At 58.7% G+C, this 19,133-nt stretch carries 22 protein-coding genes; 12 read left to right on the forward strand and 10 right to left on the reverse strand.

Translation table 11 applies throughout. The features are described from left to right. The first annotated feature begins 72 nt into the window (after positions 1-72). Positions 73-870 (forward strand): IclR family transcriptional regulator, encoded by a 798-nt coding sequence (locus AB7M25_RS25675; RefSeq protein ID WP_429397986.1) that lies wholly within the window; start codon positions 73-75, stop codon positions 868-870. 58 nt (positions 871-928) lie between these two features. Here the strand turns inward: AB7M25_RS25675 and AB7M25_RS25680 are convergent, their stop codons facing one another. The 5 genes from AB7M25_RS25680 to AB7M25_RS25700 form a co-directional block, all read right to left on the reverse strand. Beyond that, positions 929-1,240 (reverse strand): hypothetical protein, encoded by a 312-nt coding sequence (locus AB7M25_RS25680; protein ID WP_429384091.1) that lies wholly within the window; start codon positions 1,238-1,240, stop codon positions 929-931. 64 nt (positions 1,241-1,304) lie between these two features. Then, positions 1,305-1,994: a hypothetical protein gene (locus AB7M25_RS25685; protein WP_429384093.1), complete on the reverse strand. Its 690-nt coding sequence runs from the start codon at positions 1,992-1,994 to the stop codon at positions 1,305-1,307. A gap of 169 nt (positions 1,995-2,163) precedes the next feature. After that, the gene (locus tag AB7M25_RS25690; RefSeq protein WP_429517610.1) at positions 2,164-4,704 is read right to left on the reverse strand and encodes a helix-turn-helix transcriptional regulator; all 2,541 of its coding nucleotides are present in this window, start codon (positions 4,702-4,704) and stop codon (positions 2,164-2,166) included. A gap of 143 nt (positions 4,705-4,847) precedes the next feature. Continuing rightward, entirely contained in the window at positions 4,848-6,218 is a 1,371-nt protein-coding gene (locus AB7M25_RS25695; RefSeq protein ID WP_429384097.1) for a DUF1329 domain-containing protein, read from the reverse strand. 23 nt (positions 6,219-6,241) lie between these two features. After that, complete coding sequence (locus AB7M25_RS25700; protein WP_429517609.1) at positions 6,242-8,035, reverse strand: DUF1302 domain-containing protein; 1,794 nt, start codon at positions 8,033-8,035, stop codon at positions 6,242-6,244. Positions 8,036-8,452: 417 nt separating this feature from the next. Between AB7M25_RS25700 and AB7M25_RS25705 the strand changes: the two genes are divergently transcribed. The 3 genes from AB7M25_RS25705 (at position 8,453) to AB7M25_RS25715 (ending at position 9,922) form a co-directional block, all read left to right on the forward strand. Then, positions 8,453-8,710: a hypothetical protein gene (locus AB7M25_RS25705; protein WP_454238149.1), complete on the forward strand. Its 258-nt coding sequence runs from the start codon at positions 8,453-8,455 to the stop codon at positions 8,708-8,710. Next, positions 8,700-9,056 carry a hypothetical protein gene (locus AB7M25_RS25710; RefSeq protein WP_454238150.1) on the forward strand — a complete coding sequence of 119 codons (357 nt, stop codon included), beginning with the start codon at positions 8,700-8,702 and terminating at the stop codon, positions 9,054-9,056. Before AB7M25_RS25705 ends, AB7M25_RS25710 begins: the two co-directional genes overlap by 11 nt. Positions 9,057-9,151: 95 nt before the next feature. Continuing rightward, positions 9,152-9,922 (forward strand): N-acetylmuramoyl-L-alanine amidase, encoded by a 771-nt coding sequence (locus AB7M25_RS25715; RefSeq protein WP_454238151.1) that lies wholly within the window; start codon positions 9,152-9,154, stop codon positions 9,920-9,922. Between the two features lie 74 nt (positions 9,923-9,996). Here the strand turns inward: AB7M25_RS25715 and AB7M25_RS25720 are convergent, their stop codons facing one another. From AB7M25_RS25720 to AB7M25_RS25735, 4 genes are all read right to left on the reverse strand, one after another. Continuing rightward, positions 9,997-10,908 (reverse strand): SDR family oxidoreductase, encoded by a 912-nt coding sequence (locus AB7M25_RS25720; protein ID WP_429384106.1) that lies wholly within the window; start codon positions 10,906-10,908, stop codon positions 9,997-9,999. Between the two features lie 294 nt (positions 10,909-11,202). After that, on the reverse strand, positions 11,203-12,105 hold the full coding sequence (locus AB7M25_RS25725; protein WP_454238152.1) for an alpha/beta fold hydrolase: 903 nt from the start codon (positions 12,103-12,105) through the stop codon (positions 11,203-11,205). Continuing rightward, a complete protein-coding gene (locus tag AB7M25_RS25730; RefSeq protein ID WP_429384110.1) occupies positions 12,105-12,887 on the reverse strand; it encodes a class II aldolase/adducin family protein in 783 nt (260 codons plus the stop codon). Before AB7M25_RS25730 ends, AB7M25_RS25725 begins: the two co-directional genes overlap by 1 nt. A gap of 226 nt (positions 12,888-13,113) precedes the next feature. Continuing rightward, positions 13,114-13,569: a flavodoxin gene (locus AB7M25_RS25735; RefSeq protein WP_429519602.1), complete on the reverse strand. Its 456-nt coding sequence runs from the start codon at positions 13,567-13,569 to the stop codon at positions 13,114-13,116. Positions 13,570-13,671: 102 nt separating this feature from the next. Here AB7M25_RS25735 and AB7M25_RS25740 point away from each other — a divergent pair, with 102 nt between their 5' ends. Then, positions 13,672-14,148, forward strand: coding sequence for a PAS domain S-box protein (locus AB7M25_RS25740; RefSeq protein WP_429384116.1), 477 nt, complete (start codon positions 13,672-13,674; stop codon positions 14,146-14,148). A gap of 54 nt (positions 14,149-14,202) precedes the next feature. Then, on the forward strand, positions 14,203-14,808 hold the full coding sequence (locus tag AB7M25_RS25745; protein WP_429384118.1) for a hypothetical protein: 606 nt from the start codon (positions 14,203-14,205) through the stop codon (positions 14,806-14,808). 3 nt (positions 14,809-14,811) lie between these two features. On the opposite strand, the gene AB7M25_RS25750 is transcribed toward AB7M25_RS25745, so the two are convergent. After that, positions 14,812-15,771 carry a MerR family transcriptional regulator gene (locus AB7M25_RS25750; protein ID WP_429384120.1) on the reverse strand — a complete coding sequence of 320 codons (960 nt, stop codon included), beginning with the start codon at positions 15,769-15,771 and terminating at the stop codon, positions 14,812-14,814. Between the two features lie 223 nt (positions 15,772-15,994). Between AB7M25_RS25750 and AB7M25_RS25755 the strand changes: the two genes are divergently transcribed. The 6 genes from AB7M25_RS25755 (at position 15,995) to AB7M25_RS25780 (ending at position 19,127) form a co-directional block, all read left to right on the forward strand. Continuing rightward, positions 15,995-16,564, forward strand: a complete 570-nt coding sequence (locus AB7M25_RS25755; protein WP_429519599.1) for an antibiotic biosynthesis monooxygenase — start codon at positions 15,995-15,997, stop codon at positions 16,562-16,564. A gap of 173 nt (positions 16,565-16,737) precedes the next feature. Further along, complete coding sequence (gene folM / locus AB7M25_RS25760) at positions 16,738-17,448, forward strand: dihydromonapterin reductase (protein WP_429384124.1); 711 nt, start codon at positions 16,738-16,740, stop codon at positions 17,446-17,448. A 20-nt stretch (positions 17,449-17,468) separates the two neighbouring features. Beyond that, complete coding sequence (gene folE, locus AB7M25_RS25765) at positions 17,469-18,029, forward strand: GTP cyclohydrolase I FolE (protein ID WP_102701473.1); 561 nt, start codon at positions 17,469-17,471, stop codon at positions 18,027-18,029. 2 nt (positions 18,030-18,031) lie between these two features. Next, the gene (gene folX, locus AB7M25_RS25770) at positions 18,032-18,403 is read left to right on the forward strand and encodes a dihydroneopterin triphosphate 2'-epimerase (protein WP_007970304.1); all 372 of its coding nucleotides are present in this window, start codon (positions 18,032-18,034) and stop codon (positions 18,401-18,403) included. 96 nt (positions 18,404-18,499) lie between these two features. After that, positions 18,500-18,796: a DUF1244 domain-containing protein gene (locus AB7M25_RS25775; protein ID WP_007970303.1), complete on the forward strand. Its 297-nt coding sequence runs from the start codon at positions 18,500-18,502 to the stop codon at positions 18,794-18,796. Then, positions 18,789-19,127 (forward strand): HopJ type III effector protein, encoded by a 339-nt coding sequence (locus tag AB7M25_RS25780; RefSeq protein ID WP_429384128.1) that lies wholly within the window; start codon positions 18,789-18,791, stop codon positions 19,125-19,127. Before AB7M25_RS25775 ends, AB7M25_RS25780 begins: the two co-directional genes overlap by 8 nt. Positions 19,128-19,133 lie beyond the last annotated feature (6 nt).

The following is a 19,133-nucleotide window of genomic DNA, read 5'->3' on the forward strand; positions in this document are numbered from 1 at the left end:
GCATAACGTAATTTGATTGGTATTGACCGTCAAGCTATAAAGACGCCCATTCGTCCCGGGATCCCAGCCACCATGGAAAAAACCAGCGACAACAACGGTAAACAGAAAGTCCGCTCGGCCGAGGTTGGCACTGACATCCTCAAGGCTCTGGCCGAGTTGTCGCCTTCGACTTCGCTGTCGCGCCTGGCCGAACACGTGCAAATGCCAGCGAGCAAGGTCCACCGCTATTTGCAGGCGCTGATCGCCAGCGGGTTTGCCGAACAGAACGCAGCGACCAACCATTACGGCCTGGGCCGTGAAGCCTTACGCGTGGGGTTGGCAGCACTCAACAGTATGGACGTGCTGAAAGTCGCCGCCCTGCCCTTGGCCGAGCTGCGCGATGACTTGAACGAAACCTGCTTTCTGGCGGTATGGGGCAATCAGGGCGCGACCGTGGTGCACATCGAGCCGGCAGTGCGTGCGGTGACGGTGGTGACACAACTGGGCTCGGTGCTGCCGCTGCTCAGCTCTTCGACGGGACTGGTATTTGGCGCCTACCTGCCGAAACGCGAGACCGAGGATCTGCGCGTGCAGGAACTACAGTCCCACGCAGCCCATGTGCTGGCAGACGATCAGGCCTACGCGGCCCAGTGCGAACAAATCCGCGCGCGCGGTTTGCACCATGTACATGGTTTGCTGCTGCCAGGGGTGGATGCCTTGTCGGCACCGGTGTTCAACGCGATGGGCAGAGTGGTTGCGGTGCTGACAGTGGTGGGGCCGACATCGTTGTTCCATGCCGATGAAAACGGGCCGGCGGCGCAGCGCCTGTTATCCGCCAGCCGTGCGGTCAGCTGGCGCATGGGTTATGAACCCGCCGCATCCGCAATCTGACTGCCACAGCTGTGCCAACCAAGCAGGGTTGGCACAGCTGCTTTTATGAAAACACCAATCAGCTCAAAAAGTCCCGTGCAATGGCTGCACCCATTTCATTGAGTTCATCAAGTTTCACACCATCGAAACGATATTCCTGGTCAAACGTATACGGCTTGGAAAAGATCCCCAAATTTTCACTGTAAAACTTTGGAACCTCACCATCCTGCAACTGAAGAAAAAATGCCGACACCAGTGACTCAGAGTAAATAACCGTCGAATCGCTAGCCGACGCAACTGCATTGATATATACCTTATCGACATCGATACCGCGACGACTGATCCTTGCGTGCAACTTGGCCCGCACCAATTCCTTGGTCAGCTGTTCCATACTTTAAAACTCCATAATTAATAGTTACACGTTTTTCCCCATAGCCAGCGCTTTTACCAAACGCTCAGGCCAGGAAATCCGGGGCGATCTTGATCACCAGGTCACTGACATCCTCGATCGTAAGCTGCGGATGCAAATCAGATTCCTGGGCACTGTTAGCGATCGAATAAACACCAATTCCTTCGCCGTGATAGTAAGGAATTTCATTCTGCTTGAAATGAGTAAAGATATCTTCGGCCAAGTTTCGGGATTGAAGTATCTTTCGCTCGCCCGCTTGCGCGACAAAACGGGTCAAGTACAGGTTATCGATATTGAATTCCGGGAGCTGATACTTCAACGCCGCATGGACCTCCTCGATGCCGGATACTTTGATCGAACGTTTTGAAAGGTTGATTGAGGGCGCTTCGGTCAACCAACGGACGATATCAATTACGATGCGCTCAAACTCTATCAGGTCCAGCCCTGATACCCGATGCTCCGGCTCGAAAGAATACTGCCGGTTGAAAATCTGATTGATACCCTGGATATAATTAGGCAGTGCCTTTTTCTCAACCCACTCCAGCGTTTCATCGAATAACGTCCTGGATCCACTGAATTCATTGCCAACAAGATCAACCAGCGTATTCAAATAGGTTTTGAACGGATTGATCCCGAGTTCTCCCAAGCGCGAAACCAACAGCACTTCGACTGCGAAATCCGCACGTATACGCTTCAATAGTAAAATCTTTCTGTAAGAAAAAAACCTGTCGCTCATACAGACTTCCTGTCTTGAATAGCCGAACATCCTGCTCGGCGTGTTGAACCAACATACTGACAACGCAACCAATTTCTGACCTGTCAGCGCCGGCAACCATACTAATCAACACAATTATTTATGCACGCGACAGTATGTTTTAATTCATTTCAAAACTAAAAACCAATACTTAACAAACCTGCATTATCAACCCCAACTTATTTGCCATGGCAACTGCCTGTGTGCGTCGCTCCACACCCAACTTGCTGTGGATGCGTCGGGCATGGGTTTTAACCGTATGCAACGAAATGAACAGTTGTTCGGCGATTTGTTGATTGGAGTTGCCTTGGGCAATCAGATCCAGCACTTCAAGCTCTCGCCCGCTCAGCAAACTGACATCGGTGCCGACCGCTGGCGCCGTTCCCTGTAGACGACAGATCAGACTTGGCTGGCGCAAATTCAAATCACGCAATGCCTGTTGCCCATGACAACGCTTCACCAAGGCCAGGCCGGCCTCCAGTGCTGCATGAGCCATGTCCGGCTCGCCCGTCAGGTCCGCCACTTCGCAGATTGCCAATTGCAACTCCGTTTCCAGCGCCAGCATGGCCTGTTGTTGCGCATGCTTGAGTAACGCCTTGAGACGATCCAATGGACAGTGCGCCAATTGAAGTTGAGTCTCGGCCAACACCAACTGGTATTCGATACGCGCAATCAGTTGCAGCGTGGCGGGTGGTGCCTGGCGTGCATGGGCCCCGCGATAATGACGCAAGACTCGGGTCAGCGCTTCCCGGACCAACTCCGGGCGCCCTTGTTGCAGCCAGAAATGACTGCTGATTTGCAGCAGTACGCTGCGATAAACCGTGTCGGGGATCTGCCGTTGCTGCATCAACCGTTCGGCTTCGCGCAGACGATCAAACGCATGGGCATAATCGCGCTGGTTGGCGGCCATCTGCGCTTGCCCGAGAAAGCCATACAGCGCGTGCTTGTCCTGGCTTTGCAGGCAGTCCTCCAGGCCGGACTGGAAGAAACCGGCGGCCAGCTCATCTTGCCCCTGACAGAGAGCCAAACGTCCTCGCCGCAGGGCAATTCGCCCCAATAGCGGCGTCGGTCGATCAGCCTCTCGAGACAACAGCGCCACAGTATCAGCCAACAAGCTCTCGGCGCGTCGGGGCGCTCCGCGCATCTCCAGCAACTGCGCGTGATCGAGTTCAAGCAGGCCTTCGAACAATAGCGAGCCTTGGGCGCGCGCCAGGCACAGTGCCTCACGATTGAACGTCTGCGCCACATCGAGTTCGGCGTTGAGCAACGCCTGCTGGGTCAGTCCTGACAGGCACAACACTCGCGCCGGCCAGGCATCGACGCCCAGCTCGGCCAGCGCATCGAGGAAGTGCGTACGGGCCGCCTCCATACGGCCTTGCAAATGCAGCAGCCAACCCTGTTGCGCCTGCCAGCGTGCCAGCAGTTGCCGTTGCAGCGCCTGCGTAGGCTGCGGGGTAAATCGTGCCAGTTGCTCGATGCACGCGGCGGCAGGATCGAAACGTCCGGCAAACAACAACGCCGCGCTGACCAGCCCCACCAATTGCGGCGTAACAAGGGTCAGCTCAGCCTGTTGACGCTCATGGAGTTTCAACAGCAGACAGACATTTTCGCGCCGGAACAAATGTTCGAGGCTGAAGTGCTGCAACAGACTGACCGCCACTTCGAACTCCTGCGCCAACAGCGCCTGCTCGAACGCACCTTGCCAGTCCTCTTCGGCGCTGAACCATTGGCACGCGCGGCGATGCCAGGATCGCCCGGTCGGGGTCGGCTCTTCAGCCATTGCCCGGGCCAGTGGCTCGAAGATCCGCAACCACTCGACGGAGTCTTCCCAAGGCTCAATGAAGCAGCCCATGTCCTGCAACGCGTGCAGCCACTGCGCGCCCTCACCCGTACCGAAAAGATGCTCGCACAGGCTGGCGTTGAAGCGTGGCAGATGAACCAACACCTGCCAGACCTCAACCAACTCCGGCGGCAAGGTGTTGAACAACTCGTGCTGCAGATAATCAAGCAACGTTGCCGAACGCCCCTGCTCACTCGACCACGGGCAACCATTGAGTAACGCGATCCGTACGCCAGCGCACCAGCCACCGCTGCGCTCAACTACCCTCTTGGCAGTCTGGGCCGCCAGGGTCGGCTCGACATGACCGAGCAACTGCCCGACCTCGGCCTCGGTAAACGCCAGCGCCCGGCCTTCGCACTCGTACACCTCATCATCGAGCAGCAGCCGCGGCCAGTTGCAGGAGGGTCGTCGACGGGAACCCAGCCACCAGGTCAGCATCGGGTTGGCGACGGCCAACAGGCGATCGAGCATCCGGTCGAGTTCCGGGTTGGGTGCGCGGCAGTAATCATCCAGAAACAGCCAGGTCGGGGTCTGTAATCGGGCCAGATGCGCCAGCAGCCCGGGCTCATCCGCCGAGGGCAGATCCAGCGCTTGCGTCAGGCGCAACAGAAAATCGGCAGCACTCAACGACGCCCCCGCCAGCGGCAGCCAACAGACCCGATAGTGCTCCGGCGCCCGCAGCAGGCATTCGCTGAGCAACGCGCTCTTGCCACTGCCGGGCGGTGCGCAAAGCAACTTCACCCTCGCGGTCGACACCAGCATGGGTTCGATCAACCGCTCGCGGGACAGATGATGGGACGACAGTCGGGGCACAAGGCCTGGGCGGTCCAGACAGTGCGTCATTGCAGTCATTGTGATGCGCCTTTTTTTTATAATTCTGGCGCTACCCTAGACCCCTCCCGAGCGCTTGTTGAAGAAGTATTCAACACACTGATCGCCCCCTATAAAAAAGGTGACCGCAAAGTCACCCTTTTGTGTAGGAGCCTGTAGGAAACCTACCTGACCCCCGTGCTGCGCAAGGCTGCTGGCGTGTAGTCTCCCGCCTTTGCATCGATGTTGAACTCGAAGCTGCGCTTTTCTTCGTTCTTCATTCCCAGTGCGATGTAGCGACCGGCAATCAGGTCATACAGCGCTTCGACGGTGTACGCCGGCACCTGGTGATCGTAGTAGAACTGGGCATGCCCTTCGGCGACACGCCAGAGCTGGCCACGTCCGTCGTAGTGGTCGGCCAGCGCCACTTGCCAGCTGTCTTCGTCGATGTACATGTGGCGCTTGGCGTACACGTGCCGTTCGCTCGGCTTGACCGTAGCGACGACTTCCCAGACCCGGTGCAGCTCATAGCGAGTCAGGTCCTGGTTGATGTGCCCGGCCTTGATCACGTCCGTGTACTTGAGGTCTGGCGAGTCGAGCTTGTAGCTGTTGTAGGGGATGTACATCTCCTTCTTGCCGATCAGTTTCCAGTCGTAGCGATCCGGTGCGCCGGAAAACATGTCGAAGTTGTCGGTGGTGCGCAGGCCATCGGATGAGGTGCCGACACCGTCATAGGCTACCTGTGGCGCACGCCGTACCCGACGCTGGCCGGCGTTGTAGATCCAGGCCTTGCGCGGTTCCTTGACCTGATCGAGCGTCTCGTGGACCAGCAACACGTTGCCCGCCAGCCGTGCCGGTGCGGTCACTTCCTGCTTGAAGTAGTTGAGCACGTTATCGTCGCTGCCCGGCTTCAGATCACTGAGCAACGACGGCACGGCGACTTCATCCTTGAAGCGGATCACCGTGAAATCACCATTGGATTGCGGTGTCGCCTGGGTGATGGTGCGACGCAGATTGCCGCCGTGGTAACGGGTGACGTGGTTCCAGATCACTTCCACGCCATTCTTCGGAATCGGAAACGCGTAGTAGCGATTGCCGGTGAAGTTGGCCAGACCGTTGCCGTCGTTGATCGGTGTTACGTTCAGTGCACTGCGTTTGGCCGACTCATAGATTTCTGCCGGTAACGCCACACTGCGGTGGCTGGGATAGACCGGGATCTTGTAAGTCTCGGGGTAGCGCTTGAACATCGCGATCTGGCCGTCGGAAAGCTTGTCCTTATACTTGTCGACGGTCGCAGCGGTGATCACGAACAACGGCTTTTCGTTGGCGAACGGGTCGGCCAGGAAACCTTTGCTGTCCACCGCGCCCGCGTTTTTCGGGATGCCACCGGTCCAGGCCGGAATCGAACCATCGGCATTGCCGGCCTTCTCGGCACCGAGCGGGGTCAGGCTGGTGCCGAGCTTGTTGGCTTCCTCTGGCGACACCGCGGCCATCACCTTGGCGGCCAGCAGACTCAGAGCCAGAACGGTGCCCAATTGCAGAATCATCTTGCGCATTGAATTCATCCTTTTCAGCCAGATCAGAAGTTCACACCAAAGCTCAATGCCACGAAGTCACGGTCGGTGAGGACGTTGTAGTCCCCGCCGAAAAAATCGGTGTAACTGAGGCTCGCGGTATAGGTGTTGCGATAGTCCGCATCGACGCCGAGGCTGATGGCCTTGGCGCCTTCGTTGAACAGGCCGTTGGGGCCATAGCCGGAGACGTCGTGGGACCACGAGAGATTGGGCTTGACGTTGATCCCGGCGATGAGGTTGTTGTAGTCGAGGATGGCCCGAGCGCGATAACCCCAAGAAGTCGAGGTCACGAAGCCGTCGGTATCGCCGTGGAAACCATACTGGCCATACACCGAGTCGCGGCCGTAGCGCAGTTTGCTGCGTGCTTCCAAACCACCGACCCGAACCACCGCCGCCTCGCCCACCAACGTCAGGCGATCCGCACCGGCGACCTGATCGATGAAGTGCGTCAGGGTGCTCTGGATCTGCGTCACTTCCTTGCGGCGGTAACCTTTGTTGTCAGCCCCCGGTGACGTGGCGATGGGCGACGCCGCACCGCCTGCTATCGGATTGAGCATGGCCAGGGTCAGGTCATTGGTGTTGACCTGCACCGGGAGGTTGGGGCGGTAGCTGATTTCCCCGCTCCACGCAGTGCCGGTCGATAAGGTGGTGGCGAAGCTGGCGCCGTAGAGGCGGATGTCCTCCGGGTATTCGAGGTAATACTGGCCCCGACCGAGCATCACACTCTGGGCCAGGCCTGAACCGCTGCCGGGGGCGATTCGGTTGGCGGTGGCGACGATTCCCGGAAGGCTTGCCAGCGTACTGAGCCCGGCGGTGGTGGTCCCGACGTTGGGGCTGCGGCTGTGGTAGTTCATGAAGTACAGGCCGTACTCGGTGTCGTCCCCCAGCCAGCGCAACGCCGTACCCCACTGTCCGGAATCCCGGGCGTCACGGTCACCGCCTCGGGGAACGATCACCCCCTCTTTACTGACCTCGAAGCCCTGGCCAAAGGCAGCCGCAATCGGCTGCAAGGGTGCAATGGCCGGGCTGGCGACGGTGTAGCCCTTGTTGCAGCCATCGGCCACCACATCGACACCAAAGAAGGTGCCGCAGTTATCGACGACCGTCTGATCCCATTCCAGTTGATAGAAGCCTTCCACGGTCAACTTCTCCGTCAGGCCCTGGGAAGCGAACAGCATGTTGACCGGGATCAGGCCCTCCTTGATCTCCGCTCCAGGGCGACGGAACGCGGACACGTCGACCGGATTGATACTGTTGATCGAGTTGCCGATGAAGGTGCTCTCCCCCCAACTGACCACCTGCTTGCCGGCACGCACCGTGCCCGGTAAATCGGCGAGGGAGTAGTTGTGATAAACGAACGCGTCGAGGATTTGTCCGCCTGAAGACTTGGCGCCTTCTTTGCGATTGTGATCGCTGATGTCCTTGAATGGGCGGCTCTCATCCTTGAGCTCGAAGTCGTACCAGTACTTTCCACGCACAAACGCGCCGGTGTCGCCGTACTTCAGTTCGAGGTCATGAATACCCTTGAAGATCTTCGAAAAGGTTTCGCCCTTCTTGAAGTTCAGGCGCCCGTCGTCACCGGTCGAAGACTGACCGGAACCGCCATTGACGGTGCCTACCAGGGCATCATCCGCATCACGCATGCCCCAACTCGCGCCGACCGACAATGAGGAGTCGAACGTCCCCTCGATTTCCCCGATGCTGAACGAAATGGCCTGAGCCTGGGCACAGCAGCCCAATGCGACCGCGGCCGCCAGCGCCTGCGGTGTGAAGATGGCGCGCATTGTTGTTTTTGTCATGCGTCTTCCCCGGTGAGTGACAGAAGGCGTCACCCTACTGCCGGGGCACCGGGATCGATAAGCGCACCAAAGAGGTATTCGTGGTGTACCTCTAAAGGATGACCGGCACAGGGTCATCACCCGGAAGTCGAGCAGCCGAATCCTGACTGTTGCCCGGGCTGCAACAGTGCATGTCGGGAATTGGTATTTTTCCTACAGCGCCGAGGGCTTATTCTTACCTGGCTGCCACGGAGCCTGCACCGTGACTGAAAGATTTCAGATGAATCGAGGATTCGGTTCATCGCCCCGTGTTCACTGACGTTGATTTGTAGCTCCTGATCCAACGTCTTACTTTGGCCGCTGCGTTTGCAGCGGCCTTTTTTATGGGCCTCATTTTCAGCGTGGGCACAGTCCCCTGTAGGAGCTGGCTTGCCTGCGATGGGCGCTAACGATAACGCGGGTGAACTGGATAAACGCGGCGCGCTTGAGTCCATCGCCAGCAGGCTGGCTCCTACAGTTTCAGCGTGGGCGCGGTCCTTTGTAGAAGCTGGCTTGCCAGCGATGGGCGTCAACGATAACGCGGGTGAACTGGATAAACGCGGCGCGCTTGAGTCCATCGCCAGCAAGCTGGCTCCTACAGTTTTCAGCGTGGGCGCGGTCCTTTGTGGGAGCTGGCTTGCCAGCGATGGTCGTTAACGATAACGCGGGTGAACTGGATAAACGCGGCGAACTGGAGTCCATCGCCAGCAGGCTGGCTCCTACAGTTTCAGCGTGGGCGCGGTCCTTTGTAGGAGCTGGCTTGCCAGCGATGGTCGTTAACGATAACGCGGGTGGCCTGGATAAACGCGGCGCGCTTGAGTCCATCGCCAGCAGGCTGGCTCCTACAGTTTCAGCGTGGGCGCAGTCCTTTGTGGGAGCTGGCTTGCCAGCGATGGTCGTTAACGATAACGCGGGTGAACTGGATAAACGCGGCGCGCTTGAGTCCATCGCCAGCAAGCTGGCTCCTACATTTTTTTCAGAAAGAACCTACAAGCATAGGTAAACACCTATCGCACTCAGGCCATTAAGTTGACCGGCAAGTCGGCGAACAACCTTGATCTTCGTCCGGCTTCACATTGACTTATTGCGAGTGCAACCATGAAGCCCATCAACTACAACCATTATCGCTCAACCCGAAGCTTCAACAGTCGAATACGCCTTCTGGTGCTTCACTACACGGCCGCTGACTTTGCGAGCTCTGTCAGTGCCCTGACCGGCCCGAATGTCAGCGCGCACTATCTGGTTCCGGATATCACCGACCCCAGTTACCTGAAAGCCGGTTATACCGGGCAGGAAGTGTTCAACCTGGTGGATGAAAGCCAACGCGCGTGGCATGCGGGCGTCAGTCAGTGGGGCAACCGCAGCAATCTGAACGACACGTCTATCGGCATTGAAGTGGTCAACCTGGCGACTGACAACAACGGCGAATTCACCTTCCCGCCGTATCACCCCGAGCAGATTGCTGCGATTGAACAACTGGCGCTGAACATCCTCAAGCGCTACCCGGATATCACGCCGACGCAGGTGTTGGGCCACTCCGATATCTCAATCGGCCGCAAAAGCGACCCGGGGCCGATGTTTCCCTGGCAGGCGCTGTACCTCAAAGGCGTCGGCGCCTGGTTCGATGAAGCCACTCGGGACGAGTTTCTGAGCCAATACACCACATCGGGCGTTCCATGCCGAAGCGAATTGCTGGGGCTGTTCAAGTCCTATGGATACGATGTTTCGGGCGCCTCGACGGAGGGTGGTTTTCAACAGTTGGTACGGGCATTCCAGATGCATTTTCGACCGGAAAAATTTGACGGAAAAATGGATGCACAGACAGCCGCCAATCTGAAGGCACTGGTATTCAAATACTTTTCCGGCTGATCGATGGCGAACGATTTTCCAACCTACAGATGCAGCCACCGGCAAGGTCAGTCAATGTGACCTTGCCGGCAATGTCAGAGCGAATACTTCTGCAAATTCCCCATCATTTCCTTCAGCGCTTCGATGTTGTCCTTCGGATGCGCCGCACCCTCGAAGTCGCAAATCTGCTGCCAGTGCGCCGCCACGTCTTCCGGTGAGAAACCGGCCCGTGGATCGAACCCGACGCCGAGGCTGCGCTCCCAGCGGACCTTGCCCATCCAGCCACCGCCGACCTCGAACAGACCGGAGGTTTCCTGGCAGTTCTCGCTGGCCAGGTACACCACCAGCGGGCTGACCAGTTCCGGCTTGAGCTGTTCGAAGACTTGTGGCGGGATCAGGCCTTCGGTCATGCGCGTGCCGCCGGTGGGGGCGATGGCGTTGACCAGGATGTTGTTCTTGCGGCCTTCGATGGCCAGGGTGCGGGTCAGGCCATAGAGGCCGAGCTTGGCCATGCCGTAGTTGGACTGGCCGAAGTTGCCATAGATACCCGAGGTCGACGCGGTGAAAATCACCCGGCCGTAGTTCTGCTCGCGCATGTGCGGCCAGGCGGCGCGGGTGACTTTGTAGGCACCTTCGACGTGGACGCGGTAAACCAGGTCCCAGTCGGCGTCTTCCATTTTGTGAAAGGTCTTGTCACGCAGGATCCCGGCGTTGTTGACCACCACGTCGACGCGACCGAAGACGTCCAGGGCGTGCTGGACCAGCTTGTCACCGTCAGTGACCGAATCGTGGTTGGCCTCGGCGATGCCGCCGGCCTCGCGAATGTCCGCGACCACGCGGGCGGCGGCCGAAGCGTTGGCGCCTTCGCCCTGGGTCGAGCCGCCCAGGTCGTTGACCAGAACCCTGGCGCCCTGTTTGGCGAACAGCAGTGCATGCGCCCGTCCCAGGCCGCCACCGGCACCGGTGATGATCACGACTTTATCTTCGAAGCGCACAGACTCATTCATGGGGGGACTCCAGCAGGCCAAGGGACGATGAGTCCGAGTGTCCGGCACGGCGCAGCGGGTCACAATCAACACGGGGGAGGCTGAATGGTGCGCGATAAGGCTGGGGGATGATTGATAGAGAAATGGACACAAACCCTGTGGCGAGGGGGCTTGCCCCCGTTGGGCTGCGAAGCGGCCCCAAACCATACAGCGCAGTGATTCAGATATAACGCGTTCAGCAGGTTTACGACTGCTTCGCAGCCGAACGGGAGCAAGCTCCCTCGCCACAGGAGCAGAGCAGGTTCACGCTGCGAATCAGGAACACGCCACCTTACGCGGCGGCAAGAGCAACTGATCGCGAAACGCCAGGTAGTGCCTGAGGACCTCGCAGGGTGCCTCGATCTGCGGGTAGTGACCGATGTCGGGCAACACCACGGTGTCCGCATCAGGGATCAGTTCCCGGTAACGCTCGACCATATGCACACCGGAGATCGGATCGACCCCGCCATCGATCACTCGCAGCGGCACTTCACCGCGTTGCATCGCGCGCACCCAACGGTTGCGCCAGACACGCCGTTCCGGAATGTAGGCGATCAATTTGTGCATGATGCGTGGCCCGCGATGGCTTTGGACCAGGCTCCAGAAATCATCCATCTGGCTTTCACTGGGCCGGGTTTGCGGACCGAAAATCTGCCGAAAGCTTCTCACCAGGCCATCACGGCTGAAGGCGCGGCCGATCATCCAGCCCAAAGGGCTGAGCAAGAGTTTTTGCATCAATACCGGACGGTGGGTTTCCGGAAACAACCCGCCGTTGAGAAACACACAACTGGCCAACTCCACCCGCGACTCGTAATGCCGGGCCAGCAGTTCCTGGGCCACGCTGTCGCCATAGTCGTGGGCGAACAGGTGCACCGGCTGCCCGACATTCAGGTGCTCAAGCAGTGCCTGTTGCAGATCCGCTTGCTCCAGCAGGCTGTATTCGTGATTCGCCGGCTTGGCCGAATCGCCGAAGCCGAGCATGTCGCAAGCGATCACGCGAAAGCGCTGGGTCAATGGCTGCCACAGGTAATGCCAGTCCCAACTGGCGGACGGAAAACCGTGAATCAGCAACAGCGGCTCACCCTGCCCCGCCGTCCAGTAACGGATGCTGTGGCCACGGAACAAGAACGTCTGGCTGCGTTTGCGCCAGACACACAGAGGAATCTCGGCGAGTGCCATTAGAGTTTATAACCCGGGTCCAGTTTATCGAGCTTGCGCAGCAGCGCCGGCCACGCCAGCGCTCCGCCCATTCCTTGAGCACTTCTGGTGACACCCGCGATCATGGCTTTGGCGCCAGCCAGAATCTGCGGTTCGATGGCAATCAGTTCAGCCGCACCGTTTTGCGCCATGACCTGAATGTCACAGGCACGTTGAAAGGTAAACATCATCAGGAACGTATCGGCGATGGTGCTGCCGCAGGTCAGCAGACCGTGGTTATGCAGCATCAGGAAATTGTTTTCACCGAGGTCGGCCTGCAGCCGCACTTTCTCTTCATGGTTGAGCGCCACACCTTCGTAGGCATGGTAGGCCAGGCTGGAAAGCACGAACAACGACTGTTGGCTGATCGGCAGAATGCCCTGCTTCTGGGCCGAGACCGCCACCCCTGAAGCCGTGTGGGTGTGCAGCACACAAACCACATCGTGACGCACTTCATGCACGGCGCTGTGGATGGTGTAACCCGCCGGATTGATCTCGTAAGGACTGTCCATCAGCTTGTTGCCGGCCTGATCCACCTTGACCAGGCTCGACGCGGTCATTTCGTGAAACATCAACCCGAACGGATTGATCAGGAAATCTTCGGTGCCGGGCACCTTGGCGGAGATGTGGGTAAAGATCAGGTCATCCCAACCGTGTTGAGCGACCAGGCGATAACAGGCCGCAAGGTCAACGCGAGTCTGCCACTCGGCAGCACTGACCTGGTCTTTGAGACTGTGTGGCGATTGGACGGGAGCGACAGTCACGGCAAGGAGCCTCGGTGTTTTTTATTATGGAGTGTTTCCTATGTTTACCGAGTCTAGTCAGCCCTTGAGGTTCGTGTAGTTGCATTGGCAGCCAGCTTGATGGCCCAGCGAGTCAGTCGCCCTGCTGCTCTGGATCCCTGTCAAATGACCGGCGCCAGCAAGGGGCTGACAGGCCGCTTTTGCCGCACTGTCAGAACCCTGACTGGCGTTGATGGCGGGTTATCCGTCACTCGCGCAGTGCGCTGATCAGCTCCGCCAGCCAAGGCTCGGCGTCCGATTCGGGGGTCACGCTTTCGCTGGCATCCAGGCGCAGCATTGGCAGCACTTCGCGAATGCCCAGCTCACCGAACAATTCGCGCATCTGCTCGCCGCCGCCACAAAAAGTATCGCCATAACTCGCATCGCCCAATCCGATCACCGCCCCCGGCAAACCGCGCCAGGCCGCTGGCAATTGGTCACGAATGGTCGAATACAACGGTTGCAGGTTGTCCGGCAATTCGCCCATGCCGGTGGTCGAGGTCACCGCCAAAAAGGCTTCTGGGCCAAACGCCTGGATATCGGCGAGGGTCGCACGCGGGTTGTGCCAGGTTTCGTAACCGGCGGCTTTCAACAGGCTGGCGGCGTGGCGGGCAACTTCTTCGGCCGTGCCGTACACCGAGCCGGAAATGATGGCGACTTTCATCAATCTGATCCTGAATCCGAGTAAAAGACCCGGATATTAACAGCACAGTCGTGATTATTCTCTTAGAATGCAATTGACAATCAATCAGGAAAGGATATTCCGATGATTAATTCCCAACTGCTGCAAATGGTGATCAACGCCTCCAACGACGGCATCGTGATTGCCGAAAAGGAAGGCGATCAGGACAAAATCCTCATTTACGTCAATCCCGCGTTCGAACGCCTGACGGGGTACTCCAGCGAAGAAATCCTCTATCAGGATTGTCGTTTCCTGCAGTCAGGGGACCGCGACCAGAAAGCCCTGCCGTTGATTCGCGACGCCTTGAACCGAGAAGGTTCCTGCCGGGAAATACTGCGCAACTACCGCAAGGACGGCACACCGTTCTGGAATGAGCTGTCCCTTTCAACGGTGAAAAATCCAGCGGACGGGCAAACCTACTTTGTCGGCGTGCAGAAAGACGTCACGGTGCAGGTCAAGGCGCAACAGCGCGTGGCTCAACTGGAGGGGCAGGTCGCTGAACTCCAGGCCCAGCTTGCCGCGCTCAAGGCGACGAACGGCGCAAACGAAACTAAGAATTAATGGTCAGTTACTACAATCACCAATGACTTTGTAATTATATCTTTCGAGCTGGCCATGCAACGCGACGCGCTCCTGACCCAGGATGAGCTGGATTTCATCCAGACCATGCAACACAACCCGCAACTCAATGTGCGGGATGCGACGTCGAGCCTGCTCGTCAACGGTGGATCGCAAATCCGTGACCTGCTCACCCGCCTGGCGGCCCATGAGCAGGTCACCATTCAAGCCAGCTTCGAAAACCAGCAAATAACCTTCCCCCTGCACCTGGTGGAAGACGAGTTTCATGCGTTGCATTTGCGTCTCGGCGTGCCGAGCATCTATGAAGACGGGCCCATGGTCCGGCCTTGGCGTCTGGTACTGGACGAGCCGGTAGCGCTGGAAAATGCCCAGGGTCAACCCGGCACCCTGTGGGTACACGAAGTGTCGTGCAAAGGGGTTTTGCTGGAGGTTCGCAACAAGACCAAGCCACCGAAGCATTTCGCCTTGTGGTTCAGCCCCTCAGGCTATGAGCGGATTGCCTTGCGCGGTACCTTCGAGAAAGAAAACGAACAGGGCTTCTACGCCTATCAATTGAACCAGAGCGATACGGACGAAACCGAGCGTCTGCGCCAGTTCATCCTGCAACAGCATCGTTTGACTCATCCAGCGCTGCATCTCTGAACGTCAAGTATCCAGGCTTCCCGCCAGGAACTGCTTCAGACGCTGGCTCATGACCTTCCCTTCATTGCCCAGGCAACCAATCGATGACCCGGCCAGGCTTTCCTGCGCCAGGTCGGAAGCATCTCCAGCCAACAACAATCGACACTCCAGGCCCATGGCCAGGCGATTCAAGCGCCGCGGCAACTCGGCATTCGGCACCTGATTGGAAAACAGCACCAGTGCCATGGGCTTGATCCTTGCACACATCAACGCCAGTTCCTCGAATGGCTGGCCTATGTTCAATACGCGAATGGTCGATGGCCCGGAACTCAGGAACAGGGCGGCAACCAACAGCTCCAGCTCCCGGCAGTGATCATCCAGGGCACAGATGACCACGCGGCGCGGCTGCTTCTCGCGCGTCAACAGCAAGCGCTGCACGACCCGCGAACGCAGAAAACCATCCAGGAACAGCCACTCGCTGGTTACGCCGAACTGGTCCTGGCGTTGCAACAACTGCTTCCAGACGGGGATCAGAATGTCCTGAAACACCACCGAAAGGGCATAACTGGAAAAGATTTGCCCGTAAAGCTGCTCCAGCCGAAGGTCGTCAAACCCGTTGACCGCCGCAAGAACCTGCTGGTGCCACTGCGCGTAATCGGCTTCCACGAGGCTGTTGGGGATAATGTGCGACAACGCCTGGAGCGGCGCGCTCCTGGCCAGGATCTTGCCGATCCTGCTGACCGCGACACCGCGTTCGATCCAGCCGAGGATGCTGCGGACACGCTCAATATCGGACATCGAATACAGTCTATGCCCGCTATCGGTGCGTGTTGGAACAATCAGGCCATAACGTCGCTCCCAGGCGCGAAGCGTGACCGGGTTGACACCTGTCAGTCGCGCCACCTCGCGAATGGGAAAGAGCTCTTCCTGTTCGAGCGCGACGGCCTGCGTGGATCCTGAAGCGACGTCTGTATCTATCGGCATCTTGTTGAAACATCCCTGTATCGTCCGAGCGTTATTCTAACGCCGCCGCCCCGTAAAGTTTCCGTAAAAAATCGATACTGCGATTGAGCGGATAAACGTCACAGACGCCACGGGCAGAATCAGGAATAATCCTTGCTAGTTTCAAGTCGCAGCCCACCACCCCGGCGCTGCGCCTGGCGAAGCCCCTATCCGGAGCGACGCAAATGCCTTATGGAGATACACAATGTCTACCCCACCCGTCACGCTGATGGTTGCGCGCCGCGTTGCCAATGGACGTTATCAGGACCTGATCGCCTGGCTGCGCGAAGGCGAACAACTGGCCACCGACTTTCCCGGTTACCTCGGCTCCGGCGTACTCGCACCGCCGCCCGACGATGACGAATTCCAGATTATCTTCCGCTTCGCCGACGAACAGACCCTGCACGCCTGGGAACATTCCGTCTCTCGCAGCGCCTGGCTCGGACGCGGCAGCGACCTGTTCGCCCACCCGACAGAACACCGGGTCAGCGGCATCGAAGGCTGGTTTGGCGTCGCCGGCCAACGCCCGCCACGCTGGAAACAGGCCGTGGCGATCTGGCTGGCGTTCTTTCCGGTCTCGCTGCTGTTCAACTTTGTGCTGGGGCCATTGCTGGGCGAGATGGCGCTACTGCCCCGCGTGCTCGTCAGCACCTTGTGCCTGACGCCGCTGATGGTGTATTTCTTCATCCCTTTGTCGACTCGACTGCTTGCCACCTGGCTGAACAGTGCCTCTACGCGGCCCTTGCCCGCACAACCCACTACCCAAAACCACTGACAACCCTTGTGGGAGCGGGCTTGCTCGCGAAGACGGTATGTCAGTCAACATTTGTTCCGGCTGACACAACGCTTTCGCGAGCAAGCCCGCTCCCACACAGGCCCGTTTTGCATAATAGGTAGAGCGCTGCCGTCGCTGGTATAGTTTTGCTCTCACCGCGACGCGAGCCGTTCATGACCTCTTCCGCAGCCCCTATCCTGATTACCGGCGCCGGCCAGCGTGTCGGCCTGCACTGCGCCCGGCGATTGCTGGAAGACGGCCATCGCGTGATTTTCAGCTACCGCAGCGAGCGGCCCGGCGTACAAGCCCTGCGCGACCTGGGGGCCACCGCCGTGTTCGCGGACTTCGCCAGCGAGGCCGGGATCCTCGCCTTCATTAGTGAACTGAAAACCCACACAGACTGTTTGCGGGCGATTGTCCACAACGCCTCCGAATGGCTTGCCGAAACACCGGACACTGACGCCGCCGCGTTCACCCGCATGTTCAGCGTGCACATGCTGGCGCCCTACCTGATCAACCTGCATTGCGCCGATCTGCTGCAACGCTCGAGCCCCGCAGACATCGTGCACATCAGCGATGACGTGACCCGCAAGGGCAGCAGCAAGCACATCGGCTATTGCGCCAGCAAAGCCGGACTCGACAGCCTGACCCTGTCCTTCGCCGCCAAATACGCACCGGACATCAAGGTCAACGGGATTGCGCCGGCCCTGCTACTGTTCAACCCTGAAGACGACGCGGCCTACCGCGCCAAGGCACTGGCCAAGTCCGCGCTGGGCATCGAACCCGGCTGCGAAGTGATCTACCAGAGCCTGCGCTATCTGCTCGACAACCCTTATGTCACCGGCACCACCCTGACCGTCAACGGCGGAAGGCACATCAAATAAGTGTCCCGCGAGGATTTTCCATGACGTTATCCCTGCCCCAGAATTATCGAGAGATCCTCATCGGCCTCGGTGAGAATCCAGACCGCGAGGGCCTGCTCGACACCCCGGTGCGCGCAGCCAAAGCCATGCAGTACCTTTGCCATGGTTACGAACAAAGTGTCGAAGAGATCGTCAATGGCGCGCTGTTCGCCTCCGACAACGATGAAATGGTGATCGTCGACAACATAGAGCTGTATTCGCTTTGCGAACACCACATGCTGCCCTTCATCGGCAAGGCGCATGTGGCTTATATTCCAACCGGCAAGGTGCTGGGGCTGTCGAAGATTGCGCGGCTGGTGGACATGTTCGCCCGGCGTCTGCAAATCCAGGAAAACCTCACCCGGCAAATCGCCGACGCCGTGCAACAGGTGACCGGTGCGGCAGGCGTCGCAGTGGTCATCGAAGCGCAGCACATGTGCATGATGATGCGCGGCGTCGAGAAACAGAATTCGACCATGAACACCTCCGTGATGCTCGGCGCCTTCCGCGAGTCGAGCAACACCCGCCAGGAGTTCCTGCAATTGATTGGACGGAGCAAGTAGCAATGCCACAACTTCAGCCAGGCATGGCACGCATCCGGGTCAAAGACCTGTGCCTGCGTACCTTCATCGGCATCAATGAGGACGAAATCCTCAACAAGCAGGATGTGCTGATCAACCTCACCATTCTGTACGCGGCGCAGGAAGCGGTACGTGACAACGACATCGATCACGCGCTGAACTACCGCACGATCACCAAGGCGATCATCGCCCACGTGGAAGGCAACCGCTTTGCGCTGCTCGAACGCCTGACCCAGGAAATTCTCGACCTGGTGATGGCCAACGCATCGGTGCTCTACGCCGAAGTCGAGGTCGACAAGCCCCACGCGCTGCGATTCGCCGAGTCGGTGTCGATAACGCTTGCAGCGAGCCGCTAGCTACAAGCTTCAAGCGGCAAGCTGTAAACTCGGACTCATCGCCAATCAACTGGCAGCTTCAAGCTTGCCGCTTGCAGCTGTCTCGCAGAGACCCCCATGACCGATCAACAACGCCTGGAACTCGAAGCCGCCGCCTTTCGTCGGCTGGTGGCCCACCTGGACAGCCGCAAGGATGTGCAGAACATCGACCTGATGAACCTCTCGGGCTTCTGCCGCAACTGCCTGTCCAAGTGGTACAAGGCGGCGGCCGACGAGCGCCAGATCGACGTCAGCCTCGACGAAGCCCGCGAAGTGGTTTACGGCATGCCGTACGCCGAATGGAAAGCCCAATATCAGCAAGAAGCCAGCGCCGAACAACAGGCGGCATTCGCCAAAGGAAAACCCAATGAGTGATTTGAACACCCTGCGCGCCAGCCTCAACAGCGGCGAGCACGCCTTCGCCGATACCCTGGCGTTCATTGCAGGCGGTTACGACTACCAGCCTCAGGCCTTCAACAACGGCGGTGTGGAAAACGCGGCCGGGCAGAACGAAGGCTCGTGCAAGACCTTGGGTCTGGCGCTGCTCGAAGGCTTGAGCGATGAAGAAGCGCTGTTGGCGTTCGGCGAGCATTACCGCTCGGTGCTGGCAACGCCAGAAGGCAGCGACCACGGCAACATCCGGGCGCTGATTGCCCACGGCCTGGCTGGCGTGAAGTTCACCCAACAGCCACTGACTCGCCGCTAATCAAAC

It is taken from the genome of Pseudomonas sp. AP3_22 TE3818, assembly GCF_053628995.1.

What these genes read in the sequence shown, in the direction of transcription:
- AB7M25_RS25675 (WP_429397986.1), top strand. Translation starts at nt 73, where the DNA reads ATGGAAAAAACCAGCGACAACAACGGTAAACAGAAAGTCCGCTCGGCC.
- AB7M25_RS25680 (WP_429384091.1), bottom strand. Translation starts at nt 1,240, where the DNA reads ATGGAACAGCTGACCAAGGAATTGGTGCGGGCCAAGTTGCACGCAAGG.
- AB7M25_RS25685 (WP_429384093.1), bottom strand. Translation starts at nt 1,994, where the DNA reads ATGAGCGACAGGTTTTTTTCTTACAGAAAGATTTTACTATTGAAGCGT.
- AB7M25_RS25690 (WP_429517610.1), bottom strand. Translation starts at nt 4,704, where the DNA reads ATGACTGCAATGACGCACTGTCTGGACCGCCCAGGCCTTGTGCCCCGA.
- AB7M25_RS25695 (WP_429384097.1), bottom strand. Translation starts at nt 6,218, where the DNA reads ATGCGCAAGATGATTCTGCAATTGGGCACCGTTCTGGCTCTGAGTCTG.
- AB7M25_RS25700 (WP_429517609.1), bottom strand. Translation starts at nt 8,035, where the DNA reads ATGACAAAAACAACAATGCGCGCCATCTTCACACCGCAGGCGCTGGCG.
- AB7M25_RS25705 (WP_454238149.1), top strand. Translation starts at nt 8,453, where the DNA reads ATGGGCGCTAACGATAACGCGGGTGAACTGGATAAACGCGGCGCGCTT.
- AB7M25_RS25710 (WP_454238150.1), top strand. Translation starts at nt 8,700, where the DNA reads ATGGTCGTTAACGATAACGCGGGTGAACTGGATAAACGCGGCGAACTG.
- AB7M25_RS25715 (WP_454238151.1), top strand. Translation starts at nt 9,152, where the DNA reads ATGAAGCCCATCAACTACAACCATTATCGCTCAACCCGAAGCTTCAAC.
- AB7M25_RS25720 (WP_429384106.1), bottom strand. Translation starts at nt 10,908, where the DNA reads ATGAATGAGTCTGTGCGCTTCGAAGATAAAGTCGTGATCATCACCGGT.
- AB7M25_RS25725 (WP_454238152.1), bottom strand. Translation starts at nt 12,105, where the DNA reads ATGGCACTCGCCGAGATTCCTCTGTGTGTCTGGCGCAAACGCAGCCAG.
- AB7M25_RS25735 (WP_429519602.1), bottom strand. Translation starts at nt 13,569, where the DNA reads ATGAAAGTCGCCATCATTTCCGGCTCGGTGTACGGCACGGCCGAAGAA.
- AB7M25_RS25740 (WP_429384116.1), top strand. Translation starts at nt 13,672, where the DNA reads ATGATTAATTCCCAACTGCTGCAAATGGTGATCAACGCCTCCAACGAC.
- AB7M25_RS25745 (WP_429384118.1), top strand. Translation starts at nt 14,203, where the DNA reads ATGCAACGCGACGCGCTCCTGACCCAGGATGAGCTGGATTTCATCCAG.
- AB7M25_RS25750 (WP_429384120.1), bottom strand. Translation starts at nt 15,771, where the DNA reads ATGCCGATAGATACAGACGTCGCTTCAGGATCCACGCAGGCCGTCGCG.
- AB7M25_RS25755 (WP_429519599.1), top strand. Translation starts at nt 15,995, where the DNA reads ATGTCTACCCCACCCGTCACGCTGATGGTTGCGCGCCGCGTTGCCAAT.
- folM (WP_429384124.1), top strand. Translation starts at nt 16,738, where the DNA reads ATGACCTCTTCCGCAGCCCCTATCCTGATTACCGGCGCCGGCCAGCGT.
- folE (WP_102701473.1), top strand. Translation starts at nt 17,469, where the DNA reads ATGACGTTATCCCTGCCCCAGAATTATCGAGAGATCCTCATCGGCCTC.
- folX (WP_007970304.1), top strand. Translation starts at nt 18,032, where the DNA reads ATGCCACAACTTCAGCCAGGCATGGCACGCATCCGGGTCAAAGACCTG.
- AB7M25_RS25775 (WP_007970303.1), top strand. Translation starts at nt 18,500, where the DNA reads ATGACCGATCAACAACGCCTGGAACTCGAAGCCGCCGCCTTTCGTCGG.
- AB7M25_RS25780 (WP_429384128.1), top strand. Translation starts at nt 18,789, where the DNA reads ATGAGTGATTTGAACACCCTGCGCGCCAGCCTCAACAGCGGCGAGCAC.